Origin of the sequence: Levilactobacillus tongjiangensis (genome assembly GCF_003946345.1) — a bacterium.
GTDB classification, from domain to species: domain Bacteria; phylum Bacillota; class Bacilli; order Lactobacillales; family Lactobacillaceae; genus Levilactobacillus; species Levilactobacillus tongjiangensis.
This window is the reverse complement of record NZ_RHNY01000024.1, coordinates 1-26,169: the sequence shown is the minus strand read 5'-3', so window position 1 is coordinate 26,169 and position 26,169 is coordinate 1. Positions and strand designations below refer to the sequence as shown.

Here is a 26,169-nt window from a genome sequence, read left to right as displayed (position 1 = left end):
AGTGGCAGCATTGCGGATTATAAGAAACACGGGTATGAGTTGGTTACTGATGGCTATCCAGTAGATTTGACATTCGACAAGGATGACACAACTGATCAGAACTTCACGGTTCACTTGAAGCATCAGTTGACGCCAGTGAATCCAACGGATCCACAGACACCAGGAGCGCCAATCAATCCAGATGAACCAGATGGACCAAAGTGGCCAGAAGGAACTGACAAGAGTTCTGTTACTCAGACAGTCATTAGAACTGTTAATTACCTGGATAAGCAGACTGGCAAAGTTGTCGCTAAGCAAGTTACTGAACAGGTTACGTATAACCGTACCGCCATTGTTGATAAAGTAACTGGTCAAATCATTGGTTACTCGACAACAGGTGGTGATACCGTTGACCAAACTGATGGTGATAAAGCTTGGACTGCAGTTGATAGTAAGTCTGATTGGGATTCTGTCACTTCTCCTGACTTGAGTTCCAAGGGCTACTTGGCACCGGATTTGGCCACGGTTGCTCAACAGACAGTTACCCCAGGTGATAAGGATGTTACAGTTAATGTTTACTATGACCACGACGTGGTCCCAGTAAATCCAACGAATCCACAAACACCAGGTACGCCAATTAATCCAGATGATCCAGATAGTCCGAAATGGCCAGCTGGGACTGATAAGAATTCGCTGACAACTGATGTTCACCAGACAATCCATTATCAATATGGCGATGGTTCACAAGCAGCTCCTGATAAGACTGATTCCACGACATTTGACCATCAAGTTGAAATTGATAAAGTCACCGGTGAGATTGTTAAGGATGATGGTTGGACAGCCGAAAATGGCAAGACGAGTTTTGATAGTAAGAATTCACCGGTAATTCCAGGCTATACTGCAAGTAAGCCAGCCAGCGATTCAGTTGATGGCTTAACGCAAGATAGTAAGGATAATGTTCAGACCATTGTTTACGCCAAGACTCCAGTTGCTGGCGGTAACGTCATAGCTAAGTATGTTGATGAAAACGGCAATCCAATTGCTGACGACGTTATTGCTTCTGGTAATGTAGGCGATCCATATTCAACGACCCAAAAGGATGTGCCAGGCTACACCTTCAAAGAAGTCCAAGGGAACCCTACGGGGAGCTTTACGGATCAGGATCAGACTGTTACCTATGTTTACACGAAGAACCCCGCAACAGATAACAATGGCGGCACTGGGACCAATCAACCGGGGAAGCCAGGTAATGGTACGGACACAGGAAATCCCAGTTCTAACCAACCAGGGAATCCTTCCCAGCCAAGTAACGCTACTAACAATGGAGTAATCAATACGTCGACTAATACAGAATCTAAAGTTAACAACGGTTCTGTTAATTCACCAGAATTACCTCAAACTGGTGAAAACAATAGTCAAAGTCAAACAATGTCATTTATTGGTATTTTGTCGGCAATGTTTGGAAGTTTACTCGGTTTTCTTGGTATCAAGAAACGTCGTAATGATTAACCATTAAATAAATATATCTGTAGCGAATATAGATTATTTAAAGAGGACCCTGAAGAATATTATTATTCTTCAGGGTCTTTATTTGGCTCTACGTCGGCAAGAATGTCAATAGGCCGGACAAAAGAAGTTACGTTCTGACGAAGGCACTTGGTTATTTCTTAAATTCACGCATCATCAGGTCTTTTACCAGTGTTTTATTTTGTTTTGATGTGACCGAGGAACGACAAACAAAGTTGCGAGATAAACCCAGTTTTGATTGATCAGGTGAATATAGGTGATGTCAGTGGTAACGACCCCATATAAATCAGCTAGATGTCTCATTAAATTAGGCTTCTGCGACGTGTCAGTATTGGTTGTAGGCTTTTTAGGACGTTTGCGATACATAGTCGATTGAATGCCTAATTCATGCATGACCTGCCAAATCGTTCGGCAAGAATGTCAATGGTCCGGACAAGAATTGTACGGTTGGACGTGCGGACGTTTTTGGGGGCTCAAATCGTCAGTGTGGTTTGTGGGATCAATCTTCATTTGCACACCGAAACCGGAGGTGCCCGCTTCTTCTGCATCAGCATAATCAATCCCAACGCTAACCACTTCACCTTGTGCTTGATGGTGACGAAGTCTGCCAGCAACCTGATCAGCAATCTCGCTAAGCACGACTTTAATCTCCTTTGCCTGCGTGTAATCACACATGAGCACCTGACTATTGCCATAGTCTTTTTTCACATTTACTGGGTGGTAACTTTAATTATGCAATCTAGGGATGCCAATGATTTAGAGGCTAATATCAAGCGAGCTTTTTCCGCTCATGCCGATGCGGTTGTGCTGTTGGTGGATCACACTAAAATCGGTAAGCATCAACTATACATGAGTGCACCAATGAGCGCGATTAACTACATTGTTACCGATAAATCGCTACCCGAAACGATCTTCAATACAGCTCGGAACAATCATGTTCAAGTTTTTGAGGGTCTAGAATTTTTGGTGTTGGAAAGTATTTCCATTCCAAAAGTACTAGGCCCTAATTTAAAAAGCCATTGATAATGGATCAAAAACGGCCATTAGGGTATACCCTAATGGTCTTTTTTATTTCTATGCTATACTAGGAATTACAAGTGTTCATTAGAACTGTCCAAAAGGAGAATTGGAAATGGCTAAAATCGGTTATGCGCGTGTGAGTTCCAAGGAGCAACATTTAGATCGACAGTTAGCGGCTTTAAAAGACGTTGATAAATTATTTACGGATAAATTAAGTGGGGCTAACACTAATCGGCCAGAACTACAAAAAATGCTGGCCTATATTCGTGAGGGTGATATTGTAATGGTCACTGAATTAGATCGCTTAGGCAGAAACAACCTGGATTTAACTAAGATCATGAACACCATTCAAAATAAGGGTGCCACCCTAGATGTGTTGAATTTACCGTCCATGACAGGGATTGCTGACCCCAATTTACGTCAACTCATGACCGACCTCATTATTGAACTTTATAAATACCAAGCTGAAAGTGAACGTAAGCGGATCATTGAGCGGCAGCAACAAGGGATTTCCCTCGCCAAACAGCAGGGTAAATATCATGGCCGCAAACCCCAATACACCCAAGACGATCCCCGCTTGCAACATGCTTTTAAGCTTTATCGAGCTGGCATGAGTGACATTGATGTGTCCCGAAATACAGGTATTAAACGGACGACCTTTATTCGATACCGTGTGAAATACGGTATTAAAAGAAAATAGGGCCCCCTTTTGGTTAGCACATGTTAACTGAAAGGGTTTCTATTTTCTTTACTTAAAAGTTGTCTCAGGAATCAGCTTACATCCAAATTGTGTACAATCTATATCATGAGAACTAATTTTAGAGTACGATACAGTTGATTAACAATTTCGATAAAGGCGATGATGGGATGAAAAGCACGACGAAATGGGTAACACGGTGGCCCGAACGAATTAGTTACGGCTTAAGTGACGCCGCCGATAATTTAGTCTTTCAAATGATGACGACCTATTTGCTATTCTTTTACACGGATGTTTATGGACTGACACCAAGCGCGGTGGCCATTTTATTTGTCGTGGCGCGGGTAGCTGACGTTGTTGAAAGTTTTGTCATCGGGATCATGATTGATCACACACATTCACGGTTTGGCAAGAGCCGACCGTTCTTCCTCTGGTATTCGTTACCTTACGTTATTTTTGCGGTTCTCACCTTTGTGACGCCTAACTTTTCGTATAATGGTAAATTAATCTGGGCATATGTGACGTATTTAGGCCTTGGATTTCTGTATACGGCTGTTAATCTGCCAATCACGTCAATCTTACCAACGATGTCGCAGAATACTCGTGAGTTGACGTTGTTGGGTGTCATTCGTCAATTCTTTGGCAGTTCGGTTCAAATTGTGGTGGCGGTATTCACATTACCCTTGGTTGCGTTCTTCGGCCACGGTAATCAGCAAAAAGGGTTCTTGGGCACAATCATCGTGTTTAGCCTGATTTCATTTCTTTTGATTATCAACACGTTTGTCCATGTTCGCGAACGGTTCGCGAATCCTGAAATTGCCCACCAACCGTTAACAACTGTCCTAAAAATGTTGAAACATAATCAGCCATGGATCGTTATGTCAATCGTGATTCTCATGTACTGGCTGGTGACGGCAATTAAGAATCAGACAACCATTTACTATTTTAAATATACGGTGGGAAACGAAAACCTGGTACCACTAGCTAACAGTTTTACCCTGGCAGCGTTAATCGGGGTATTGCTGATCATTAGAATTACCGAGGTTCGCAGTAAGAAGCAAACGATGCTTCGCGGTATTTTAATGGCGCTGGTTGGCCAAGCCGTGATTGCGGTTGGGGTTTATACCAAAATACTGTGGTTCTTGTTTGGCGGTGTCTTGATTAACTCGATTGGCAATGGGATCATTATCGGCCTCGTCTCAATCATGATTGCTGACACAATCCGTTATGGTGCCAGCATGGGGATCCAAGCCGAGGGAATTCTGGCTTCAACGGATGACTTTGGCGTTAACGTCGGCCTTGGTGTTGGCGGCTTGATTACAGCTGGTTTGTTTCACTTTTCGGGTTACGTTGCCAATCGAACCCAGAATGCCGCAACTCTCACCATGATTAATTTGAATTATGTTTGGATTCCGTTGGTTATTTATGTGGGGATGTATTTTGTATTGCGGCTTTATGATGAGGGGCGGATTGAACGAGCAATAGAAGCAAGAAAATAAGTCCGAATTATATTCTAAATAATAGTTTTTGATTTGCTAACTAACACCGGTGCGGTGTGATATTATTACCTTTTTGCGCCAACGGTTATTGCAATTGGCCAAATAATCTTGCAACCTCACTTTTGAAATGCAATAGATTGTGAGTCGTTCCAGTTAGCACTATACTGAAACTGAGTCTAAATCTAAAAGGAGTGGTTTGCATGGCTGAAAAGTATACAGCAGAAATCGTGCCATTGAACGCTGAGAAGATTGGCACCGCGCCGCACGGTGCCGCGACGTTCACGATTGATGGTGCGCAAATGAAGATTCATATCGATATGTTTGATACACCTGCTAATGTGCAGCATTGGGAACATTTCCACGGATTCCCGGATGGTAAGCCAGCAGAAATCGCCACAGCGGCACAAGATGCTAATGGTGACGGTTTCGTTGATCTGCCAGAAACAGAACCGGTTTCCGGTACAACGATGGTGCCATTTGACGCTGAACCGGCCAAGATGCATGTGCCAAATGACAGTTACCCAGTGGCTGATGCAGAAGGTCATTATGCTTATGACAAACTCGTTGATCTGAAGGAATTGCAGACAGCGTTTAATGCCGCTTTTGGCAGTGACGATTTGCAGCTTGATAAAAGGGTCATTTATATTCATGGTGTGCCGGATACCTTGAAGCTACCGGCTACTGTTCAAGGAACTGTCATGAACTACGATGCCCACGTTACTTTACCAATTGCAGTTGGGAAAATCATCAAAGCTTAAACTAATTAGTTGAATAAATAACCTATAAGTAGTCTTGAAACTTACTGGCAATACGCCTGCTGTTTCAAGGCTACTTTTGGGTTTGAAGACCTTATTTACCTATAAATAGAGCTTTTTACATTATATGTACAGATTAATACGGCTCTGGTGCAAAGTTTGCTTGGCAACTTCATTCTAGTATACTGAGTGACAAGAAACGAGGGATTGTGCGCATGAATTACTTTAAAGGACGCCACTTTCAACAGGATATCATTATAGTAGCCGTTGGCTACTATTTTAGGTTCAGTCTCAGCTACCGTGATATCGTTGAATTGCTACGTGATCGCGGGGTTAGTGTGCAGCACACCACGGCCATGCGTTGGGTTCATCATTATGGTCCCATCTTTAAGGCTTTATGGCGCCAACATCAAACCTCCCATACCAAAAGTTGGAGGATAGACGAGACTTACATTAACGTCAAAGGTCATTGGACTTATCTGTATCGTGCAATTGATAGCAACGGTCTGACACTCGACTTCGAACTGCGAAAGCATCGTGATTATGCGGCAGCCTATCACTTTTTGAAACGGTTTTTGACGACCAATGGTCGTCCTGATCGCTTAGTCACCGATCAATATCGAGCAACACTTAAGGCAGTGAAGCACCTGATGAAACAAGACTACTTGAGCAAATCAGCACACCAATGTTCCAAGTATCGAAACAATTTAATCGAACAAGATCATCGATTCATTAAACGACACCGGGTGCGGTCAGCAAGTTTCCAAAGCATCCGAACCGCTAGTGCAACACTCAGCGGCATTGAAGTCATCCATGCATTACGCAAGAAAACCCGACGAGAGCTAAGCCTCATCGGGTTTTCAGCCGTGGACGAATTAAAAGCGATGGTGCCAGCATAACCTACAACACCCTATCAACAACTAGGTAAAAGGCACACTCTCAGACTATTTGCACCAGAGCCCTAAGCGGGCCTTTGCTGATTTGATTGCACTAGCTACCGAGACGATCGTCGATGCGACCAGCCTAACCGTCGTCAACAGTGACCCACTCAGTGTCGACCGCCAACAGCGACTCACCCATTTTGAAGCCCGGCCTTTACTCGCGCCGGTAGATTTGTCCAACACCACGTCAATTCCGGTTACAACCATTCAGGCAACGACCCAGGCTAAACTTGCCGAGCTCCCACGAACAACTCAGCGGCTCGTCAACCCAGATCTTTACCCGGTCTACATGACGACCACACTCAGCCAGTTGCAAACTAGTTTGTTGAATAAAATGACGATACTAGCAGATTAACAAACGAACACGCGTAGCAACGACCAAAGCCACTTCTGTACTTAGCGTTCAAATGACCGCTAAGTACAGAAGTGGCTTTAGTTTATATCAAGTAACAGTTAGCTCACTGACCAGTAATTTGATCATGTTCACCCGGGGTCAATATTTTGGTCATCACCGTAATCAAATACGCTTGTTCGCGCTCAATTTCAGTTCCCGGCAATTCCAGCATTAACTGCGCTAGGTAACCGAATAGCTGCGATAACAAACTTTGCAGTATCAAATCATTCGGCCAATCCACAATCAAATGATCTGCTTTTAGTTGATTTATGACACTTCCCATCTGCTTGACCATCTTAGGCGCAATCTGGCTAAGAATCTGTTCGCGTCGTTCGGTGTCAAAAGCTGCCATTTCAAAAATGACCTTTAACTCTTTCACGTTAGCTTTAGCAAATGCAACTCGGTCCGTAAAAATTGCTGTGACGAATGCCTGTAGACTGGGATAACGCTGCCGTAATTCATCCTCTGAAAAATCACTCGCTAAGATTGGCACAATGTGCGCGGTAATTGGTGCTAAGATGGCATCCCGTAAGGCAGCCTTAGTCTTATACCGCCGATAGACCGTCCCCTCCGCAACGCCGGCCCGTTGTGCAATATCACTAGTACTGGTCTGGTCAAAACCCTTTTCAGCAAACAAATCGAGACTTGCCTGGAGGATGGCCCGTTGCTTAGGTGTAATCGTTTCATTCTGACTTAGATCCTGTTGAAAATAATCCCGTATCCGTGGTCGTTCCATATCCTCACACCTTCCGATAACGTTTCATTCCAACAATATTCAACATTGTTAGTACGACCATAAACCCTACTAATATTAACAAATTGACACCAATATCGCCAAGCCCAGCACCCTTTGTCACAACAGCCGTCATCGCATTAGCACCATAGTATAACGGCATGATGTGGGCAATTGCTTGCAACCAACTGGCCATGCCATCGACTGGAACCAACCCAGCAAAAAAGATTTGTGGTACAACAATCAGTGGAATAAACTGAATCATTTGAAATTCTGAGTTAGCAAAGGTGGAAATAAAGATACCCAAGGTCAAAGCCACTAACGCTAATAATAAGTTAGTCAGAAAGACCAGCCAAATACTACCAACTAAGTGAATCTTGAAGACCGTAATTGTGAAAACAACGGTCAGGACAGTCTGAATGATGGCAAAGCCCCCATAACCAATTAGATAGCCCATAATAATTTCACTCCGTCGAATTGGGGTTGCAAGTAGCCGGCTTAGGGTTCCAGTAGTGCGTTCATTCAAAAGTGAAACGCCAGAAATCAAGAACACAAAGAAGAAGACAAAGAAACCGAGAAAGGCTGGAAAAAAGTTTTCAAAGAACGTTGAATCACTACTACTATAAATATAATGAGACTTAGTCGTATAACTGGTTGCTTTAGCTGACTGAGTCGAACTAGACGTCGTGGCTGTGGCCTGCTTGAGTTGCTTTTGTAATTTCTCAGCAGTTGCCTGGTCACCGCGGGCCTGGGCTTGTGCAATGGCAGTCTTCAGCTTGGTCACCGTTGCTTGTGTCTGGGCTGCTGTCAGCTTCTTCAAAGCGGCTTGTTGCGATTCAAGGGCCGCGCGCTGTTTCTTAGTAACGGTCACCAGCGTCTTCATTTTCAACTTGACTAATCCTGATTGTAAACTCGCCTTAATTAAAGACGTGTTGGTTGGATTGCTATTTGAATAAGTAATCGTCAATTGACCATTTTTCTGAGTCAAATAGCCATCTAGATCATGCTGCTTAATCATTTTCCGTGCCTGTGAACTATCATAATGATGAATCGTCACGTTTTTGGTATCGATCACGTTAACCACGGATTGGTCTACATGATGAACACCCAAGCTTGCTACTTGCGTCGTGTTGTTTTGAAATAAGAAATACATCAGCGTCATAATCAGCAATGGTGCCAAAAACATCAGCGCCAAGGTACGCTTATCACGTAACATTTGCTTAAAAACTCGTCTAACGATTGCCATCGTTCGCATCTTGCATCCGCCCCGCTTTCAAAAAGACCTGTTCGATCGTATCTACTGCATACTGTTGTTTCAGTGCCGCGGGTGTCCCCTCAGCAAGCGCAATCCCGTGCCGAATCAACATGAGATAATCACACCGTTCTGCTTCGTCCATGACATGCGTTGTCACGAGCATCGACTTACCGGTATCCTTGAGCTTATTTAGTTCGGTCCAAATTTGTTGCCGTAATTCTGGATCAATCCCAACGGTCGGTTCATCTAAAATCAATAATTGGGGATCCTGAATCAGGGCAATTGCCAACGACAAGCGCCGTTTCATCCCACCCGAATAGCCACTGACCCGCTTGTCTAATTGGGACGTTAAATCAACTAATCCGGCTGCATAATCAATCATCTGTGCTAACTTTATTTTTGGAACGCTCATCAATTGCCCAAACAAGGTCAGGTTTTCACGGGCCGTTAGTGTCTCATACAAAGCGTCACTTTGGGCCATATACCCTACTTGTGCCATTACCGCCCTATTGGGCATCACCGTATCCATGACTTTAACAGTGCCACTATCCACAGCTTCCATCCCTAAAATACTCTTGATCAAGGTGGTCTTCCCAGCTCCTGATGGCCCAATCAAGCCATAAATCATTCCAGCCGGCAGTGTCAAATCAATCTGATTGAGCACTTGCTGATGACCAAAGTGCTTGCTGACCTGCTTGGCGATGACATAATCCGTTACCATTTTAATAACCCTCTTTCTCAAAGCGAGTGTATACTCACTCACTTAATGGCCTTAGTATAATCAGTACATCTCGGTTTGTCAACATTAAAATGAGTTATCACTCACTTATTTTGCTTCCGGCCTATTTGTCACCGCATTGCAAACAAAAATGCGCCACCCCGTTGTTGGGATGTCGCATTTTAATTAAATAGCAGCACTGATATAAGCGTTAGCAATGTTTAAGCCTACCGATTTTTTAATATTATTTTATTCATCAATTTCCGGCGCCGACCCAAGCTCTGCCTGAATCATCCAGATTTTCTTCTCAATTGCGGTTTTGAGACCAATGAAAATATCTTGGGTACTGAAGTCTTTTTCAACATCGGATACTTCAATGCCGTGTTGGTAAAGGTCTTCCAAGTAACGATAGCCATCAACTAAGTGTGCGAGGCGTTCTGGGGTTGTTTTGTCCCATTCACCAGGCCAGTCTTGAATCTTAGTGTTTTCGGCCATTTCTTTTAAGGTCGAGTAAGGACTGCCATCAAGCGCAATCAGCCGTTCAGAAATGACATCGAGTTGGCTGTCAATTTCTTCCATGAACTCATCCATCAAGGGGTGCAACTTCAAAAAGTTGGGTCCACGCATGTACCAATGCGTCTGATGGATAATCATTGACATCTGGCTCAAATCGGCAACGAGTTGATTTAATACTGCTTTGGTTTTCGTATATTTCATTAGATTGGTCTCCTTTCGATATGGTTATTATAACTTAGTGGTAGCTTAATCTGAAACGTTATACACTGGCAAATTAAGTTATTTATAGCCCGTAGAATTAAGTCGTTTTGAAAAGATGGAGACGTTATATGGAAGATTGTAAAATTAATCTACAATTGAATTTTATTTACCTTATGAAGATGTTCAAAACGCGTTAAAGGAAAGTGCGCAAACCCCTTTATACGTAGAAAGGATGAATGGGTAGTGGGTAACAATGAGTGTAAATTAAATAAGGCACAAAAAAGGATGCTTAAGGATAAAGAAATATATAATCATTTCAATTTAGAAAATATTTCCAGTTCCATCAAAACGGAGCTAAACAAGATAGTGCATGACATCGATGACTAATACTTTAACACCAAACAGAAAGGGGCTATGAATATATAGGGTCTATACTAGATAATGGACCCTATTTATTGAAATGGGAGAGTAATTTTTTCAAAGAAAAGGGGGTAAAAACTATGATTAAAAAAGGCATTACAAGAGTAATAATAAAAGTAATGAATTCTTGGAGTTCAATTTTTTCAACGTTACCAGGGTAACTTTTGGGAATCGGAATTAAAAAGTCGAGGAAGATTGGTAAATATACAATGCTATTAACTATTACAACACTACTTATTCCGATTACGTAATGAACCATAGAAAAAGTTAGGACTTGATTGTGTCTGAAGTATTTTTTTTGAGCCTGCTGTACAGTTTTTTTCCTAGTTACAATGTCATGCCTTGCAGCGTTGAATAGGAGTGAAAAGCCTATTAATGCAACAATTATTAATATAAAGCCGAATGAATTGGTAACTCCAACTTCTGAAGTGAAATTTAGAAAAAAAGGGCCCAAATATTTGGAGATGAACCAACTAGATAAAATTGAAATAATAATTGTAAGAATGTTTTTAAAATAGCCATTTTCAATGATAGTATCATTTATATGGTCACATAAATATAAAAAATCAATTGTTATGAGAAAAAAAACAACTAATATTACGATTAACCATGAGTACAAGGCTGATTTAGCACCTCTTTCTATTTTTTAGATAAAAGTAAAAAACTAAAATAAGTAAAATGATAAACTAATATATATAGTTTATCATTTTGCTTATTACTTTCTATGCGTTTTGTTCAATTAACTTGCGAAAAGCTTTAGCGGCGTCTTTTGCTTCACTGTCAGTATAAGAAGGATATTTTTGTAATTTAAACTTTTTAAAAGCCAATAAAGCGGTTTTATAAGCTGCACCCCATGAACCTGTACCACCTTTTAAAAGAGTATATGTGTCGTTCTGTAGTGAATCAAGGTCATCATCAAAACGATTACTTAGGTAAGAATTAAAGCGAACGGAGCTTTCATTACCGGTGTAATAAGTTTTAATAATTTTGGATATAGTTTGGTTGTTTTGCGAATGGATTGTACTGTAAACGTTAAGTGCATCCAAATCGTCAACCAAATCTTCCCTTCCAAATTGCCCTTTATTACCTACATATGCAGTAATTGATTCATAAAAAGAGCCGTATTTTTTCTGGTTAAGATGAGCATCTTCTATACTTGTTAAAAGATCTCCACACCAGCCCCCAAGGTCCTGAATTCCTGAGGCTGACTGTGGTTCTCCCCAAAATAAAAGTGCGTTTAAAGAAGCCATCATGTGTGGTAAGCCAATTTTTATGCCAGTAGTACTATCATAAAGAGTTTCGAAGTCACTTTCTTTTGAAACATGTAATGCTGAGTTTGCGAATGCTAACCAGCTAGTATTTAATCCACCGGCCAAGGGTGCCCAACTTGGTGAAGAATAGGAAAATTGTCTATAAAATTGGGTAACAAGTTGTTCAGCAGGTGTTGAAGAGCTTTCACCGCTGATATAACTATATGCCTGGTCTTCTACTTGTTGCAGTTGGGTAAAGAAAGCAGCGTTAGGATTTATATTAACTTTGGTAACTTTAGAAACTCCGTTATCTTTACCAGAGACAGCAACTTGATCCATATCAATCCCTGTTGAAGCTCCAGTAAATTCATTGAATTGATCAAAGCTCCAATTTTCAGGCATTTTGAACCCTAAATTTCCGCTCCATCCAGAAGACATATCAGCAACAAAACTATACTTAACTAAGTGGTTTACATGCAAGCACGCATTGCGTGTTCCATAAATACCTGCTTTATATTCAGTTGATCCTATAATACCAGTAATACCCTCGAAATAGGGGACAACCGTACTACTCATGTTTCCATCTTGAATATCAACATCAACGGCAAAATAGATAACTGTCCCACTTGGTAGGCCAAGCTGACGTGCAGTATTAACGGCAATAGAAGCGTCTGCGAAACCTTGCTTGCTATTAAAATAACTTTCTTCATAACCTCCATCTTCGTAAATCGGAAAAATCTTAAGGTTAGCATCTAATAGCAGTTTAACTTCAGTGTTAGTCAAATTTTTATCTCGTTTATCAGCACCAGTCCCGACGCTTCCTGTCAAATAACGGCCGATAATGTTATAGCCAGCTGCTTTCAGTGATTTAGCCGTAGCAGCTGATGTGATTTGAGTAGCCATGTCGACACCATCTGAAGATCGGTTAGTGTTACCATTACTAGTTAATAAGCCTTTGATCACAGTTAGGTCAGCAGTTGAAGTATAAGGAGGCAACTTCATGAATTTTCTAAAGGAAACTATACCGTCGGCAACATTTTGTGTAAATTGGCCATTGAAGGCGCCTGAATAGAAACCATTAACGTAAAGACCATATTGAATAATTTTAACGATTGCCCCAGTTGCGCCAGAATTAACAGTTGGTGTTTTATTGATCGTACCAGGACCATAATAACCATTAGCAGTTCCAGTATCCATACCTTCCACTGACTGCAAAGCATAAATCAAAGCAGTGTTCGTATCCCTTTGATAAATTCCATCACATGGTAAAATACCAGTGTAAGCTTGATAATCATGATTAAGCTGTTGTTGCATTGAACGGATTTTAGCGTCCCCACCAGGAACTAAAACAAACGCGCTCATTGTCAACAAGGCTTTCATAATATCCGAGTTTACATTGGCGCTGGTGTCTTTGATACCGGCGTCTTTTTTTAATTCAACGACAGCAGCAGCCGTGTTAGTAGTAAATTCTCCGGTAAAGTCTTCAGGGTTGATACCCTTACACCAAAAGCCACCTTGGATTATTTTAACAACATTGTGCTTAAAGCCAGTTTTAACTTTATTAGCAAATTGAGTATCCCATTTAGCGGCAGTTGAAGGGCCAAAATTATCAACTAGATCTGTGATACCTAATTCGTGTTGCAGGGCTCTAGTTAACCCATAAACTGTGTTCCAACCAGTATTACCGTCCTCGGGTACTTTACCAAAGCCAGAAACTTTACCGTAAGTTTTGTTGAGCCAGACTTGTGTTTCTTTTACCATTTCATCCATACATAAATCGTCCTTTCTGTGTTGTTTAGCAACCATAAGCGCCTACAACGAACAAGCTATCAAATGAGTAAGCAGTTTCTGATTCAACCTCCTTAAAAATTATTTGCTCAATATTCGAACACACGTTCGAGTAGACGGCTTAATTTTAGCACAGAAAAACAAGAAAACAAATTTTTGTCGGATTATTTTCGAACAAAAAAGATCTTCCAGGAAAATGGGAAGATCAAGTAAGCTATATATTTTTAAGGGCCCATTTTTACCAAATCGCCCCTTGAAAACATTGAAAGAATAACCCCTAATATCTATAATGTAGATATTGGGGGCTATTTTAATTTATTTTTTTATAAGTGCCCCTAAACTATAGCTATTGATTCAAGATTTCATGGGAGCCAGTTGCAACCAATAACAAAATCAATTCATCATGATCTAGCTTATAAATAACAATCCAGTTGTCATAATTTTTGCCATAGTTTCCATATCTGGCAGGGTGAAATTCACGATAACCACGCCAATTTCCTTTTAATGTATGATCTTTAATCTGATTCAAAACAAGTACATCTTGTTCAACAATTGCTTCTAAACAAGGCTTCAAGACAGTTATTGGGAAATGTTTTTTGACTAGTTTTTTTAATTCACGTTCAAAAGATTTGGTCTGTTTAATTTGCATCTAACTTATCGATCCAATCTTCAAAGTCAGTCAATGAACCAATGTTTTTGACCTGCCCTGTTTCTGCTTCTTTTTTAGCGGCTAAGGCTTCCGGAGAATCTAAAAAGCTGACTAATCGAACTTCATTATTGGCCGCTTTAACTAACGATAAGCGTATATACTCAGAAACGGTTAGCCCTTGTTTTGCTAGATTAGCTTTAGCCCGTTCACTAATGTCAGGTGTTACACGAGTTGAAATTGTCTTGTTTTTAATAATAGTATTACTCATTCTAATCCGCCTCCTTTAAGTTTACCATCGTACTACATTATAATATTCGATTTTTAGGTTTTCTGCAACTAAATTAATTTTAAAGTAAAGGAACTAACAGCTTATGCAACAAGTTGTCTTACCCATCAAAGATTCAAATGTTCTCAAGGAGGTTCAAGATACGTTACTCAATAACTTTAGAAGCTGTTTAGTATCTTTGATTTTGACCAAATAATTTGATAACTACTGTCAAAAAAGTTGGTGATCATATGCAACATTTTAGTCATCATTACCAAAGCGATATTTCTCGGCAACAATTCGATTTGATCCGCCAGGATCTGGAAGCTTCAAGGTCCCCAATTCCCCCCTCACTCAAAAAGGTGCTCCTATGTCAATAAATGGCACATCTTTTTCTAAACACTCGTTCTAATTCTGTCGGAATTAAACCAACTGATGTAATTTGAGGTTCGGATTACCAAGTCCTCAAAATTGGAAAAAGTTGTTTGAAAGGCAAACTCTCTCTTCAACAATGAGTGAAAAGCTTCAATTGGCCCATTATCATAAGGATAACCTTGTTTTGAGTATGAGTGGCTAATCTGATGCCGTTCAAGTAAAGTTTCAACTTCGTTGCTGGTGTACTGTGAACCCATGTCAGAGTGAAAATATTGTGGCTTTTGATGACATTCAAGCGCCTGATTAATCGTTTCTACAACTAACGTCGCCTCCATCTGACGACCAATCTTGAAAGCAAGAACTTGATGAACCTTTGGTTCGTAAATAGAACTGAGATAAACCCAGGTTCCTGGACGTAATTCCAAATAAGTAATGTCAGCACGCCATATCCTTGCATTGGGCTGGTGCTTGATTAAATTGGGGCGTTGTGAATGATCCACATGAGTGCCAGGTTTTTTAAATCGCCGATTCATTAAAGAGTGAATCTCCATTTCCCTCATTAATCGTAAAATTCGTTTTGACCCAACACAGATGCCTGACTTGCGAAGCACCATCGTTATTCGTGGATAACCATAGGCACGATAATTATTTTCCCAAATCAATTCAATTTTTTCTTTGAGCTGATTATCAACACGTTCGTGTTGACTAGGTTGATATCTTTTCCAATGGTAATAGGTGCTGCGCGGTAATTTCAGTGCCGAAAGAATAATTGATAAGCGGTGTCGCAATAACTGATCTTCTATGAAGACAAGGCAATTAATTCGTCCTAATGCTTTCCCAGTAACACCGCCGCAGCTTTTAAAATTTCAAGTTCCTCCTTTAATCGCTGATTTTCCCTTTGAAGTTGTTTGAATTCTTTGGACGTTACTTCAGTACCGTCTTCTAGCTCAACTGATTTAGCGCCTTTAACCCAATTCCGAATTGAATCGGCTGAAGGACCGTATTCCTTGGATAATTCATCGGATCGTCGTCCCGCTTTAACCATCTCCACAATGGACTTTTTTAAGTCCTCTTCATAACGTGTAACCATAAATAAAAATGCTCCTATGATGATATTTTACCAAACTAGCAAAACTAGTCCGGAATCTCATCATAAGAGCATGTATACTTGTGTATAGTAAGTTTGCTGAACTGCAACAAATACAGGAGGAACAAATGTTTTTAGCAATTAGAGAGATTAAAAAAGAAAAACTACGGTACGGCTTGATTCTAACAGTCGTCGTCTTAATCAGTTATTTGATTTTCATTTTAAGTGCCCTGGCGCTCGGGCTGGCAACAGCTAACACCGCTGCGGTGGACAGCTGGCAGTCTAAGTCCTTTGTAATGACCAAAGACGCTAATGGCAATGCCGGACAGTCATTACTGACAACGAAACAGGTGGATCAGTTAAGCGACGACAAAACCGCAACACTTGGCATTACACCAGTTAATATGAAAATTGGCGGAAAACGTGAATCCGCACAATTCGTTGGGATGAATAACGACGAGTACATCGCTAAAAACCTACAATTAACCAAGGGGCACTTGCCAAAGGCAGCTAACGAAGTCGTCCTCGCTGACTCAGTTGATAAGGATATTTACGGTATGGGGGATAAAATTTCGATTGGGTTATCTGATACGAAATATAAAATCGTGGGTTATGCGAAAAATGCCACGTATAACACCGCACCTGTTATTTATGGCGCGTTAGCGCAATGGCGTGTCATTAAGGGCGTGTCAGATCAATTCCAAGGTAGCGTAGTTACTTCAAAAACGTCACAATCGGTCGATGATAAAGCATTAAAGACTTATTCATACCAAGCCTTTATCAATAAATTGCCAGGTTATACACCGCAAAAAGCGACGTTTGGTCTCATGATTGGCTTCCTGATTGTCATTTCATTGATTGTGATTACCATCTTCCTCTACATTCTAACGGTTCAAAAATTGCCTAACTTGGCAGTTTTGCGTGCACAAGGCATTCCAAATCGTTTCTTGGCCCAAAATACGTTATTTGAGACGTTCTTTATTATGGCAACTGGTATCGTCGTTGGTGCTGTACTATCGGCATTAACTGAATTTGGGATTCCAGATAGCGTACCAATGGCATTTGATTGGGGATTGATGGGACTCATTGCGGCCGGATTGATGGTAACCGGGTTACTGGGTGCAATCATTCCGATTCGTGTGATTAGTAAGATTGATCCGGTATCAGTAATTGGAGGTTAAAAAGATGCGTGAAGAAAAACTAGCCCTTGAACACGTGACGAAACAATTTGGTCAGAAAACCAATTTAGTTACGGCACTAGAAGACGTCAGTTTAGCGTTTAAAGCTGGTGAGGTGTCGCTTATCATTGGTCCTTCAGGATCTGGTAAAAGTACCTTGCTAACCATTTTAGGCGGGTTACAGACACCAACAGACGGCTCAGTTCGTTTGAATGGTCACGACATCAGTGATTTGAGTACCAAAGAAGCCGAAAAAACACGACTTGAACAAATCGGTTTCGTCTTACAGGCGTACAATCTCGTGCCATATTTAACCGTAGCAGACCAATTCAAACTTGTTGACCAGGTGAAGCCTAACAATAACCTCAGTCAAGATGGATTTGACAAAATTATTGAAACGCTAGGCATTCAAAAATTATTAAACAAATACCCTGGCGAATTGTCTGGCGGTCAACAACAGCGCGTTGCAATTGCCCGTGCGTTGTATACAGACCCGGCGATCATCCTAGCCGATGAACCTACGGCAGCATTAGATACGGCACGTGTCAAAGAAGTTGGCCAACTTTTTGCTAATATTGCGCATGACGAGGAAAAAGCAGTCGTCATCGTCACGCACGATGATCGTCTGCGAGAGTTTTCTGATAATGTCTACAAAATTGTCGACGGAAAACTATCTAATACGGACTGATTAACACACTTGCTCTTATGCTGATATTCCGGACTAGTTTTTCTCGTTTGGTAAAATATCATCATAAGAGCAATAGATTATTTAGTTATGTTTTTGTCGAGCTTGCATTTTTGCTAGTCCGCTTGTAGCAAGGGTTTCAGCCCAATATAATAACTAAAATTTATAAGGTTACTTTTCAAATGTGTTGATTATCCATTGCAGAGAAAAGAACACAATAAAAATGATAAGAATAGGAAGCAGTCTAGCCAGCCAAATATTGATGTTTGGATATTGTGACAGAGTATGATAGAGCCATTGGGCAATTATAAAAGCGCCCAATCCGCTGACGATTTATTTGTTGTTTTTATACATGTTATTTCTCCAATATATTCATACTAATATAGTACCTATAATACCATTAAACAAAAAAACAGCCCCTATTATCTATCCACTAGATAACGGGGGCTGTTTTATAGGGGCGATTAAAAGGCACAAATAACCCCTCAAAATCATTGTTAAAATAACCCCCAATATCTATAATGTAGATGTTGGGGGTTATTTGTTTTTATATGTTATAAATGACTTCTCTTATTCGTCATTTTTTCGATACCTTTTGGAACGATTTTGACCAGGAAATAAACGATCATGCGATCCGACTCGAATGCCAATTAAGACTAGTTCATCTGTATCAATCGTATAAACCACCAGAACATCGTTAGTTTCGCTTGGTGTTTTGTTTTTCGGGGTGTCTCGTAAATGAAATTCATTATAACCGCTCATTCGCCGATTAAGCTCATGATCTTCAAATTCTGGTGGTAATTGTTGCTGCTCAAGCAACAGGTCAATGGCTGCTCGAACTTCATCAATAATAGATTTGTCTAAACTGGCTAACCGTTTTAGATCAGCATTAAAGGTTGCACGTGGTTTAAATCTTAGTTTTTTAATTATTTAAACTGGCCCCAATAATCATCATCTGATTCAACAATTTCATCGTCAGGTAAAACATGACGTTTAATTAACTGATCACGTGCAATTGCATATTCTAACGAACCTTCTTTAGATTTTAATGCTCTTTCTAGCCAGTCCATTTTTTCTTGTGAAACAATGGCTACTGCGCGACTATTTGAACGAGCAATATAAACGGTTTCATCTTCGTCATTAACTTGATCTAAATATTTTTTTAGGTTAGCGCGAAAATCGCTCTGTGTTAGTGCTAATGTCATATTTACCACCCTTTCATTGTACTTAATATTGTACTTTAATTTGTACTAAAAATCAATTTTTTAAGGAGCTAAAACTATGCAACAAGTTGTATTACCCATCAAAGATTCAAACGTTCTCAAAGAGGTGCAAGATACCTTACTCAACAACTTTAAAGCTGGCCGGCGTAACTATACAGTTTTTCAAGTTGGCAAAGCTACGCTACTGCGAGTGAGTGATGTCATGCGCTTAAAACAAACCGATATTTTTAATCCGGACGGTTCTATTAAACAAAATGCGTTCATTCACGATCGAAAAACTGGTAAACCGAATACCTTGTATCTTAAACCAGTTCAAACAGAGCTCTTATTGTACCGTCAATGGCTACTTGATCATAGACTAGCCTCTGAGTGGCTCTTTCCTTCCATTCAACACCCTGAGCGCCATATCACGGAAAAACAGTTCTACAAAATTATGAGTAAGGTTGGCGATCTGTTAGGAATTAATTATCTAGGGACCCACACAATGCGCAAAACCGGGGCTTATCGCGTCTACACACAATCTAATTATAATATTGGTTTGGTCATGCACTTATTAAATCATTCAAGTGAAGCCATGACTTTAGCTTATTTAGGCTTAGACCAAGCAAGTACCGAAAGTATGTTAGATCAAATTGATTTTGGTTAGTAGCTTTTTTATTTGGTTGCTGTTATTACAAAAGTTGGAACCATCGGGGTACCCCACCAACCGTTATAGCCAGTATTTGCAATATTAACGTTTTGATATCCCAAGTCTTTAAGAATACGCACATATTTACTAGTTTCGTAGCCTATATCCATGATTACTAACTGACCTTTTTGTTTTTGAACCCTTGCTATGTTTACAAGCGCTGCTTTCCGTTTCTCAAATGGCTTAATATTATGCAGTACCAAACTAGATACAATCAGATCAAATTCATTATCGTTGAATGGCATGTTTAAGATATTAGCAGTTTTCAACTTTACCTTGTCAGCCAAATTACTATTTTCCATTATTTTTTGAGTAGCTGCAATTGAATTGCTTCCCTGATCCTTATTACTCCAGATATCAATTCCTATTATTTCGCTTATATTTGCTGCTTGTCTGTTAAATTGCAACATAAAGGCACCGTGACCACAGCCAGCGTCTAATATTTTACTGTCTTTTTTTAAATGAATACTGTTAACAATGGATTTCATTATTCTATACTTACCAATTATTGAAGTGTGCATGTATTTAAGCCCACACAAAACTAACACTAAGACCATAATGGCTGAAACGGTGTTAAAACCACTTATTAACATCATAATTCCAATAATTAAAGCTGGCCCAAAGAAAAAAACCAAGCCTATTGGTGCGTCCATCTCCCAAATACTTTTCATTAAAATCTCCTATATCAATGTATTTATTCTTTAAAGCATATCATTTTTGTTGCTAATGTAATCTTTAAACTTAGATTTCAAATCAAATCCATTTCCTATAACTAATCATCGTGATACTACATCATGAGTGAGTGTTTAAATAATTATGTGTAAATGATTCATTGAAAAGGGGAAAGCCTTCCCCGTATGATTGAAATCGCTAAAAACCAATCAGAATACGGAGGCTTTCCCCATGAACCAGTTTAACAAAGATATTATCGCAGCGCTATCTTCAGACAAAGATATTACCCTGAATGAAGTCTTACGTCGTCAAATCGAAGTGGCCGCTAATCAGTTCCTTCAAAATGAACTGACTGCGGTGCTAGGCTACGAACCACATACTCGGATCGACCGATCAAAAGACGACGTGAACTACCGGAACGGGACGTACACCCTATTGTGTTACACAAGTATCTGCCAAGACAAAACTGCATTTAGTATCTCTCGTTTTGCTACTCCTCATCAACAATTAAAGTCACGGTATTAGTATTTTTCAGAGGTCCTTGTTAATCATTCCTCAAATGATATTGAGTTGACTATTCAGCCTTGTTACTCGATTTAACCTGTATGTAAGAAATTGCAGCAATTAAATCATCAATGCCTTTTTTAAGAATGCTTTCGTTTAAAACATTCTTGCCATTTTCACACAATTCCGGATGATCAATCATGTTTCTGACTGCATATGGAGTTGTCACATCTTGGGGCACTTTTGAAAAAGCTCCTCCATTATATCGAGCATAAAAGTCGTGATAATCATCATCAAGGTTACAGTCTTTACCTAAATAATTGTTGAAATCTTTGAACCTTCCATTCCCATTATGATTCCCAATCCAATCCATATAGAGAAAGCTAAATAGCTGAGAATGCAGCTCTGGAGTCGGTACACCAAATGCCTTGTAAGTGACCTCAGCGATCGTCGGTGATTTAAAATTCAATTTTTCCATAGGACGCACACGCTTGTCTCCTTGAACAGAAAGAATATTCACACTATCTGTTGTCTTTCTAAAATGGCGGAGAATATAGGGTGAGTGTGTGGTAATAAATACCTGATTCTCTGGGGTCAGATTTGCCAGAGATTCCATGAGCCTATCCTGAGCAAGAGGATGCAAGTAAATTTCAGGTTCATCGACAAAGAACTGCATTCCACGAATCTTATCGTCGTTCCCCTTCCTCCCAGTTCGTTCCGCAACCACTTGGATAATTGCCAGAGCCAAAGCTCTCTGCATACCGTTGCCTTTTTCGGATGCGTCAGTCAATAATCCATTCTCTAAAATCTTTATGTTCCCTTTCTTTAACATATCTGGAGCGGCAGGAGCATCAAAAACGAACTGAACCTTAGATTCTCCAAACTGATTGTCGAGCAACTGGGAAAGATCATCTTCAACGTTAGTCAAATATTTCTTAACACCATCTTTCCCAAATGCTTTCTGATGCGCAGTCAAAAAATCCTTATACACGGGATCCTCATAAAAGTCCGAAGCCAAAGATGCTATTAATTTCCCTGTAATTTTTGTAGATCCAAAGTCTCGAAAATCTTCATTATGTGAATCAGCATATACGAACTGTGGACTAAACAGTGCCTTGACAGTGCTTGGAGCGCCTGACGGATTTTCAAACTTTGGTTCTCCATTTTCAGGAGAAGGATTCCACATTCTCACTGTCTTAATGTCCATCTTTACAGTTTTCTTGCCTTGTGAGATTGTCCCTTCTTTCGAAGACCGCTGAAATATCATCTGATCCTGTTCATCTCGATAACTATCATATTTCTTCAATGTTCCTTGAAGCTCACCAACCTGTGACACAAAAACTGTCACTGAAACCTCTTGATCAGAACAATCCAAATTAATGTAGTCTTCCTTTTTACCTCCATTAACTAAAAAATCAATTGCTTGAAATACCGTTGTTTTACCCGCATTATTATTACCAACAAGGTAATTCACTCCAGAAGAAAAAGGAATGCTATTATGGCCCTTAAATGACTTAAAGTTTTCAAGCTCAATATGACTGATATACATTCTGCACCTCCAAAAAATGCAACACATTTGACCGTTTATCAGTATCAAAATAGGCCATATGGTAGATTGTAAAATTAATCCGAACGCTGTTCGGATTAATTTTACAATCTACCTTACAACAAAACTAAAAGATTATACTTATTGCCCACATTGCTAGCCATGCAATTAGCATAATAGCACCGAACATGCCCCAATTTAGGAATATGCTGAATACAAATAGCCAGAATGCCAACTTGCGTAATCCTTTGAGGTCATCATAACTAAAGACTGATTTACCACTAGCTTTACGAGCATTCGACCTATCTGCGTGCTGTTCATGGTGATACCACCTTGATAGTCCCAATAATTGTAATAAACTTCCGAACATTTTTAATTATCTCTTTTCTTTATCGTCCTCGCTGTTTAAGAACTCTTCCAACCATTGTTTTTTAAGTTCTAGGCTGTTTATCTCATGCTGAATAGCAATTTTATCAGGCTTATTAGAGTCCAATTTATCAGCAAACTCTTTTAAATAGTAGTGTTTAGCCATTGCTTCTGAATAACTCATTTTAATTCCTCCTTGTTTATCTCTACAATAATAGTATAACGATTCCACCTAAATTATGATTATGTGCTAGCTGTTCCTACTTTTCAGTTTTACATCTCTTGTTTCTAGTGTGCTAACCTGTAAGTCAAATTCACGTTGTTCATTCGTAGACAGCTCCTCATAGAATGACTGAATAGCAGTATCAACGGATAGTCGCTGATTTTCAGCGTATCCAATCATTGCCATCGCTTGGAGTTTGTTCCTAGTGTGGTTGCTAATTTTTAAATTGGTGTCAAATGTTACTGAGCTGACTGCTCTATTGTCACTAGCACTTTTGTCAAAATCTGATGCTTTAGCTTGCTTAGTTGGCTTGGGAATGGCAGTTGCTTTGTTTCTGTTAGACCGAATAAGAGAGTTAGCCATGTTCAATTACCTCAATTCGTTTTAGTAGTTCATCAGTTACATCTTTATAAACTGCAAATACACGTTTATCAAACTTTGATTTAAATGTAATTCCTGTAATCCCGTACCGCTTTAAACGCTGCATTGAGTGAATTCTAGTTTTAAATAAGTTATCTTCGCCAAATTCCGAGATTGCGTTAGCTACCGTTGCTTCATCAACTGGTGCTCCCGCTTGCAGTAAGACAGCTAGGATTCCAACTAACTCAAGTCTTGGTGCTTGATACTCGTCAATGACTTCTTCTTGAATGTATTTGATAAATGCCTCAGCACCTTCAAAACTATGTTCATGTGTCTGCATAACAATAAGACAATAGTCCGAAGCATATAGTGCGCTGTCGGTTATTAAACTAATTGTCGGCGGTATGTCAATGATTACATAGTCATATTTAGCTTTTAGAGGCGTTAAAAGCCTATCAAATTCTTTCACCCTATCATTATAATTATGGAGCTTTTCCATGTATCTCGGATATAACGAGAAGTCAGGTGCTGATGCTAGCAAGTCCAAATTATCTTTGATGTTGATGATTGAGCTATCTAGATTGCCATCTTCTACACTAGACATTAAAGTCCTGTCGAAATGCCCAACTTCATTGCTGATATTTAGTTTTGTTTTTAAGTACAAATTTGTAGCGTTACCTTGAGGGTCCAAATCTACTAGTAAAGTCTTAAAATCACGATTGCTAAGTTCTAAAGCAACCATTGTAGAATTACTAGTTTTTCCTACCCCACCTTTAAAATTGCCAAAAGTAATAACTTGAGTCATGTTGTTCTAGCCTCCATTTCTGTTTATAATTATAGCACTACATAGTTCTGTATGTCAATAGTGCAGTTGCACTGTAGTTCTGTAGTTCTGTAGTGCTATACAGCATATTAAAAACGTGATGTTATCACCGACATATCAAGGCCCTACAACACTACATAGTGCAGTAGCCTTATAGGGCAGTAGCCTTATAGTGCAGTAGTTCTGGAACAACCTAGTGCTATAGTGCTGTGAAAATAAAAGTTGACACTCGCCTAATAAGGAGCTACAATATCCTTGTATTAAAAAAGGCCTAGCAATTAAGCCAGACCTAAAATAACTGAATATACAAAAGAAGCCCCGCGACCATCTACCTTCGCGGGAACAACACCCAATTTATGTATTAATTGTACGGTATAGACTCTCAAATTGCAAGTCTTGACATTCAATTGCTTCTCGCGGACCATTCTAGGGGACAAGCTAGAGTATAAATATTAAGGGGACACGTTTGCCAGTGCGACGTCAATAAGTCTGGCTATACCACAACAAGGTTATCTGTACGGCTGGGTGGTGAATGGTGAGCGCAACCATTAACGGCGCGGGTGGTAAAACGAAGCTTCGGCTTGGTGCCATTGATTAGTTGGTGATCGAACAAAAATAAATACGTATCATCAACGCCTTCTAGGGCGTTTTTTAGTAGGCTAAACCGAAAACGTAGGTTTATAATGAGTGGTGGTAGCAATACCGCAATTGTACAGACAAGCGACGGGCGTTAACGACCGACGAACTAAGGGGAAACTTTTAGTAGTAGAATTGTACTCTGGTTCAGTTATTCCAAATAGCTGTTTCCAGGGAACAATTCTGCGCTCAAAACGTCACTCCCTCTAAACTGAATGGAAAACCGTAACCCGTCAAGTCAAATTCCAAAGAAAAAAAGAAAGTTGGTGGAATTGTTGGAATGTAAGGATTACATTGTTCCATTGAATCTAGATGTGATCGTTAAGAAGACAATCTATCGGAGTTCTGCAAGAATTACAAATCAGCAGAGAGATCAAGTAAAAAGAGTTTTGCATAAGCAAGGGTATCAGGGAAGAATTAGTAGTATTCGATATACTCGGGTAAATTACAAGTATTCCTTTAAAGTATCAGTGAAGTATCGGGGAAGTGTTGGCAAATTTTTGGTTAATACAAAGAATGAGACAGTTGAATTTAAGGGAATGGTCTAGGAGTTTAGGCGGTTAAATTCACAAAGTGAGTTTACTGATTTTTTGGGGATTTTTCATCTAGACCACTCCTCTCCCGTCAAATTTCACAAGGGCCAAATAACGGATCGTTGTTTTATCAGGGCATGAAGGGTTTACTTGGGATAAGCCGCCTTATGTGAAGTAGAAATTGGTATACTACAAAAGGCTCCCGGTTTAACACTGGAGGCCTTTTTTCTAGGTTACATATTTTGAGGATGAATGTTTTTATCTTCGTAGCTTTTACTTGGGTGCTGTAACATGATGAATACTGCTTAGTTTTTGGTGCCGTACCCCGCAACAGATGCGTTGCTTCGTTGGTATTATCTTAAATGCTAAGTACCGAGTTGAAAAGGATCATCAAGATATTGGCGTCATAATCCCGCTTTACGACGAAGAACTAAAACCTTTGATGACTAAAGCCTTAAGACGCTACTTTAACGCCCTAAGAAGTAATGAGAAGCACATCAAGAACGTGGAAAATTACCTGTACGGCACCATGCAAAATCTATTTGGTGTTTGGTGGAATAAACAGGCGGCTAGAGAATATGCGGCTAAACACCCTAACGATGAGCGTGCTTAAAACTAAAAAGCTATATAAGGCCATTTAAGCTGTTTTAAACAGATAGAGCA

Annotated in this window: 26 protein-coding genes and 2 pseudogenes; 12 read left to right on the top strand and 16 right to left on the bottom strand. The window is 39.9% G+C overall.

Annotated elements, in window-relative coordinates; all coding sequences use genetic code 11:
* Nucleotides 1-1,488: mucin-binding protein (locus EKM75_RS12800; protein ID WP_164508795.1), on the top strand; the 1,488-nt coding region annotated here is incomplete at its 5' end.
* Between the two features lie 492 nt (nucleotides 1,489-1,980).
* On the opposite strand, the pseudogene EKM75_RS11620 reads toward EKM75_RS12800, so the two are convergent.
* Nucleotides 1,981-2,208, bottom strand: a pseudogene (locus EKM75_RS11620) (DinB/UmuC family translesion DNA polymerase); the annotation flags it as partial.
* Between EKM75_RS11620 and EKM75_RS11615 the strand changes: the two are divergent.
* From EKM75_RS11615 to EKM75_RS11590, 6 genes are all read left to right on the top strand, one after another.
* Nucleotides 2,098-2,529, top strand: a complete 432-nt coding sequence (locus EKM75_RS11615; RefSeq protein ID WP_180375296.1) for a DeoR/GlpR transcriptional regulator — start codon at nucleotides 2,098-2,100, stop codon at nucleotides 2,527-2,529. The pseudogene EKM75_RS11620 and the gene EKM75_RS11615 overlap by 111 nt on opposite strands.
* Before the next feature lie 109 nt (nucleotides 2,530-2,638).
* Nucleotides 2,639-3,226, top strand: a complete 588-nt coding sequence (locus EKM75_RS11610) for a recombinase family protein (protein WP_125694740.1) — start codon at nucleotides 2,639-2,641, stop codon at nucleotides 3,224-3,226.
* A 167-nt stretch (nucleotides 3,227-3,393) separates the two neighbouring features.
* The gene (locus EKM75_RS11605; RefSeq protein ID WP_003591692.1) at nucleotides 3,394-4,722 is read left to right on the top strand and encodes a glycoside-pentoside-hexuronide (GPH):cation symporter; all 1,329 of its coding nucleotides are present in this window, start codon (nucleotides 3,394-3,396) and stop codon (nucleotides 4,720-4,722) included.
* Between the two features lie 200 nt (nucleotides 4,723-4,922).
* Nucleotides 4,923-5,480: a hypothetical protein gene (locus EKM75_RS11600; RefSeq protein WP_002825826.1), complete on the top strand. Its 558-nt coding sequence runs from the start codon at nucleotides 4,923-4,925 to the stop codon at nucleotides 5,478-5,480.
* Nucleotides 5,481-5,692: 212 nt separating this feature from the next.
* Entirely contained in the window at nucleotides 5,693-6,376 is a 684-nt protein-coding gene (locus EKM75_RS11595) for an IS6 family transposase (protein WP_125694737.1), read from the top strand.
* A 49-nt stretch (nucleotides 6,377-6,425) separates the two neighbouring features.
* Nucleotides 6,426-6,773, top strand: a complete 348-nt coding sequence (locus EKM75_RS11590) for a hypothetical protein (protein WP_225421899.1) — start codon at nucleotides 6,426-6,428, stop codon at nucleotides 6,771-6,773.
* Between the two features lie 103 nt (nucleotides 6,774-6,876).
* Here EKM75_RS11590 and EKM75_RS11585 read toward each other — a convergent pair whose 3' ends face one another.
* The 8 genes from EKM75_RS11585 to EKM75_RS11545 all read right to left on the bottom strand — a co-directional run bounded on the left by EKM75_RS11585 (nucleotide 6,877) and on the right by EKM75_RS11545 (nucleotide 16,072).
* Nucleotides 6,877-7,548 (bottom strand): TetR/AcrR family transcriptional regulator, encoded by a 672-nt coding sequence (locus EKM75_RS11585; RefSeq protein WP_014975084.1) that lies wholly within the window; start codon nucleotides 7,546-7,548, stop codon nucleotides 6,877-6,879.
* A gap of 4 nt (nucleotides 7,549-7,552) precedes the next feature.
* A complete protein-coding gene (locus EKM75_RS11580) occupies nucleotides 7,553-8,800 on the bottom strand; it encodes an ABC transporter permease (protein ID WP_010620835.1) in 1,248 nt (415 codons plus the stop codon).
* Nucleotides 8,778-9,521: an ABC transporter ATP-binding protein gene (locus EKM75_RS11575; protein ID WP_084988357.1), complete on the bottom strand. Its 744-nt coding sequence runs from the start codon at nucleotides 9,519-9,521 to the stop codon at nucleotides 8,778-8,780. The genes EKM75_RS11580 and EKM75_RS11575 overlap by 23 nt, the downstream gene beginning before the upstream one ends.
* Nucleotides 9,522-9,767: 246 nt before the next feature.
* A complete protein-coding gene (locus EKM75_RS11570) occupies nucleotides 9,768-10,235 on the bottom strand; it encodes a Dps family protein (RefSeq protein WP_003587210.1) in 468 nt (155 codons plus the stop codon).
* Nucleotides 10,236-11,377: 1,142 nt separating this feature from the next.
* Entirely contained in the window at nucleotides 11,378-13,675 is a 2,298-nt protein-coding gene (locus EKM75_RS11560; RefSeq protein WP_014271901.1) for a glycoside hydrolase domain-containing protein, read from the bottom strand.
* A gap of 364 nt (nucleotides 13,676-14,039) precedes the next feature.
* On the bottom strand, nucleotides 14,040-14,342 hold the full coding sequence (locus tag EKM75_RS11555; RefSeq protein WP_125694735.1) for a type II toxin-antitoxin system YafQ family toxin: 303 nt from the start codon (nucleotides 14,340-14,342) through the stop codon (nucleotides 14,040-14,042).
* Nucleotides 14,332-14,610 carry a plasmid mobilization protein gene (locus EKM75_RS11550; RefSeq protein WP_003625288.1) on the bottom strand — a complete coding sequence of 93 codons (279 nt, stop codon included), beginning with the start codon at nucleotides 14,608-14,610 and terminating at the stop codon, nucleotides 14,332-14,334. The genes EKM75_RS11555 and EKM75_RS11550 overlap by 11 nt, the downstream gene beginning before the upstream one ends.
* A 392-nt stretch (nucleotides 14,611-15,002) precedes the next feature.
* Nucleotides 15,003-16,072, bottom strand: a protein-coding gene (locus EKM75_RS11545; RefSeq protein WP_112278733.1) for an IS3 family transposase whose coding sequence is annotated in 2 segments (ribosomal slippage) — nucleotides 15,003-15,844 and nucleotides 15,844-16,072 — 1,071 coding nt in all. Because the reading frame shifts where the segments join, the coding sequence is not laid out codon by codon here.
* A 125-nt stretch (nucleotides 16,073-16,197) separates the two neighbouring features.
* Between EKM75_RS11545 and EKM75_RS11540 the strand changes: the two genes are divergently transcribed.
* On the top strand, nucleotides 16,198-17,250 hold the full coding sequence (locus EKM75_RS11540) for an ABC transporter permease (RefSeq protein ID WP_046811107.1): 1,053 nt from the start codon (nucleotides 16,198-16,200) through the stop codon (nucleotides 17,248-17,250).
* A 4-nt stretch (nucleotides 17,251-17,254) separates the two neighbouring features.
* Entirely contained in the window at nucleotides 17,255-17,935 is a 681-nt protein-coding gene (locus EKM75_RS11535; protein WP_046811108.1) for an ABC transporter ATP-binding protein, read from the top strand.
* 567 nt (nucleotides 17,936-18,502) lie between these two features.
* Here the strand turns inward: EKM75_RS11535 and EKM75_RS11530 are convergent.
* A complete protein-coding gene (locus EKM75_RS11530) occupies nucleotides 18,503-18,859 on the bottom strand; it encodes a type II toxin-antitoxin system YafQ family toxin (protein ID WP_014271908.1) in 357 nt (118 codons plus the stop codon).
* Nucleotides 18,859-19,137: a type II toxin-antitoxin system Phd/YefM family antitoxin gene (locus EKM75_RS11525; RefSeq protein ID WP_062904675.1), complete on the bottom strand. Its 279-nt coding sequence runs from the start codon at nucleotides 19,135-19,137 to the stop codon at nucleotides 18,859-18,861. The genes EKM75_RS11530 and EKM75_RS11525 overlap by 1 nt, the downstream gene beginning before the upstream one ends.
* A gap of 76 nt (nucleotides 19,138-19,213) precedes the next feature.
* On the opposite strand from EKM75_RS11525, the gene EKM75_RS11520 reads away from it, so the two are divergent.
* Nucleotides 19,214-19,801 (top strand): site-specific integrase, encoded by a 588-nt coding sequence (locus EKM75_RS11520; RefSeq protein ID WP_010620842.1) that lies wholly within the window; start codon nucleotides 19,214-19,216, stop codon nucleotides 19,799-19,801.
* An 8-nt stretch (nucleotides 19,802-19,809) separates the two neighbouring features.
* Here the strand turns inward: EKM75_RS11520 and EKM75_RS11515 are convergent, their stop codons facing one another.
* Entirely contained in the window at nucleotides 19,810-20,514 is a 705-nt protein-coding gene (locus EKM75_RS11515; RefSeq protein ID WP_047021775.1) for a class I SAM-dependent methyltransferase, read from the bottom strand.
* A 232-nt stretch (nucleotides 20,515-20,746) separates the two neighbouring features.
* Here EKM75_RS11515 and EKM75_RS11510 point away from each other — a divergent pair, with 232 nt between their 5' ends.
* On the top strand, nucleotides 20,747-21,040 hold the full coding sequence (locus EKM75_RS11510; protein ID WP_225426714.1) for a transposase: 294 nt from the start codon (nucleotides 20,747-20,749) through the stop codon (nucleotides 21,038-21,040).
* Between the two features lie 49 nt (nucleotides 21,041-21,089).
* Here EKM75_RS11510 and EKM75_RS11505 read toward each other — a convergent pair whose 3' ends face one another.
* The 4 genes from EKM75_RS11505 to EKM75_RS11490 form a co-directional block, all read right to left on the bottom strand.
* Nucleotides 21,090-22,568, bottom strand: coding sequence for an ATP-dependent nuclease (locus EKM75_RS11505; protein WP_164508794.1), 1,479 nt, complete (start codon nucleotides 22,566-22,568; stop codon nucleotides 21,090-21,092).
* Between the two features lie 373 nt (nucleotides 22,569-22,941).
* Complete coding sequence (locus EKM75_RS12795) at nucleotides 22,942-23,115, bottom strand: hypothetical protein (RefSeq protein ID WP_162259330.1); 174 nt, start codon at nucleotides 23,113-23,115, stop codon at nucleotides 22,942-22,944.
* A gap of 66 nt (nucleotides 23,116-23,181) precedes the next feature.
* Complete coding sequence (locus EKM75_RS11495; protein ID WP_057879148.1) at nucleotides 23,182-23,517, bottom strand: DUF5388 domain-containing protein; 336 nt, start codon at nucleotides 23,515-23,517, stop codon at nucleotides 23,182-23,184.
* Nucleotides 23,510-24,319 (bottom strand): ParA family protein, encoded by an 810-nt coding sequence (locus tag EKM75_RS11490; protein WP_057879149.1) that lies wholly within the window; start codon nucleotides 24,317-24,319, stop codon nucleotides 23,510-23,512. The genes EKM75_RS11495 and EKM75_RS11490 overlap by 8 nt, the downstream gene beginning before the upstream one ends.
* 1,488 nt (nucleotides 24,320-25,807) lie before the next feature.
* Between EKM75_RS11490 and EKM75_RS11475 the strand changes: the two are divergent.
* Nucleotides 25,808-26,119, top strand: a pseudogene (locus EKM75_RS11475) (replication initiator protein A); the annotation flags it as partial.
* Nucleotides 26,120-26,169: the final 50 nt, after the last annotated feature.

What these genes read in the sequence shown, in the direction of transcription:
- EKM75_RS11615 (WP_180375296.1), top strand. Translation starts at nt 2,098, where the DNA reads ATGGTGACGAAGTCTGCCAGCAACCTGATCAGCAATCTCGCTAAGCAC.
- EKM75_RS11610 (WP_125694740.1), top strand. Translation starts at nt 2,639, where the DNA reads ATGGCTAAAATCGGTTATGCGCGTGTGAGTTCCAAGGAGCAACATTTA.
- EKM75_RS11605 (WP_003591692.1), top strand. Translation starts at nt 3,394, where the DNA reads ATGAAAAGCACGACGAAATGGGTAACACGGTGGCCCGAACGAATTAGT.
- EKM75_RS11600 (WP_002825826.1), top strand. Translation starts at nt 4,923, where the DNA reads ATGGCTGAAAAGTATACAGCAGAAATCGTGCCATTGAACGCTGAGAAG.
- EKM75_RS11595 (WP_125694737.1), top strand. Translation starts at nt 5,693, where the DNA reads ATGAATTACTTTAAAGGACGCCACTTTCAACAGGATATCATTATAGTA.
- EKM75_RS11585 (WP_014975084.1), bottom strand. Translation starts at nt 7,548, where the DNA reads ATGGAACGACCACGGATACGGGATTATTTTCAACAGGATCTAAGTCAG.
- EKM75_RS11580 (WP_010620835.1), bottom strand. Translation starts at nt 8,800, where the DNA reads ATGCGAACGATGGCAATCGTTAGACGAGTTTTTAAGCAAATGTTACGT.
- EKM75_RS11575 (WP_084988357.1), bottom strand. Translation starts at nt 9,521, where the DNA reads ATGGTAACGGATTATGTCATCGCCAAGCAGGTCAGCAAGCACTTTGGT.
- EKM75_RS11570 (WP_003587210.1), bottom strand. Translation starts at nt 10,235, where the DNA reads ATGAAATATACGAAAACCAAAGCAGTATTAAATCAACTCGTTGCCGAT.
- EKM75_RS11560 (WP_014271901.1), bottom strand. Translation starts at nt 13,675, where the DNA reads ATGGATGAAATGGTAAAAGAAACACAAGTCTGGCTCAACAAAACTTAC.
- EKM75_RS11555 (WP_125694735.1), bottom strand. Translation starts at nt 14,342, where the DNA reads ATGCAAATTAAACAGACCAAATCTTTTGAACGTGAATTAAAAAAACTA.
- EKM75_RS11550 (WP_003625288.1), bottom strand. Translation starts at nt 14,610, where the DNA reads ATGAGTAATACTATTATTAAAAACAAGACAATTTCAACTCGTGTAACA.
- EKM75_RS11540 (WP_046811107.1), top strand. Translation starts at nt 16,198, where the DNA reads ATGTTTTTAGCAATTAGAGAGATTAAAAAAGAAAAACTACGGTACGGC.
- EKM75_RS11535 (WP_046811108.1), top strand. Translation starts at nt 17,255, where the DNA reads ATGCGTGAAGAAAAACTAGCCCTTGAACACGTGACGAAACAATTTGGT.
- EKM75_RS11525 (WP_062904675.1), bottom strand. Translation starts at nt 19,137, where the DNA reads ATGACATTAGCACTAACACAGAGCGATTTTCGCGCTAACCTAAAAAAA.
- EKM75_RS11520 (WP_010620842.1), top strand. Translation starts at nt 19,214, where the DNA reads ATGCAACAAGTTGTATTACCCATCAAAGATTCAAACGTTCTCAAAGAG.
- EKM75_RS11515 (WP_047021775.1), bottom strand. Translation starts at nt 20,514, where the DNA reads ATGAAAAGTATTTGGGAGATGGACGCACCAATAGGCTTGGTTTTTTTC.
- EKM75_RS11510 (WP_225426714.1), top strand. Translation starts at nt 20,747, where the DNA reads ATGAACCAGTTTAACAAAGATATTATCGCAGCGCTATCTTCAGACAAA.
- EKM75_RS11505 (WP_164508794.1), bottom strand. Translation starts at nt 22,568, where the DNA reads ATGTATATCAGTCATATTGAGCTTGAAAACTTTAAGTCATTTAAGGGC.
- EKM75_RS12795 (WP_162259330.1), bottom strand. Translation starts at nt 23,115, where the DNA reads ATGAGTTATTCAGAAGCAATGGCTAAACACTACTATTTAAAAGAGTTT.
- EKM75_RS11495 (WP_057879148.1), bottom strand. Translation starts at nt 23,517, where the DNA reads ATGGCTAACTCTCTTATTCGGTCTAACAGAAACAAAGCAACTGCCATT.
- EKM75_RS11490 (WP_057879149.1), bottom strand. Translation starts at nt 24,319, where the DNA reads ATGACTCAAGTTATTACTTTTGGCAATTTTAAAGGTGGGGTAGGAAAA.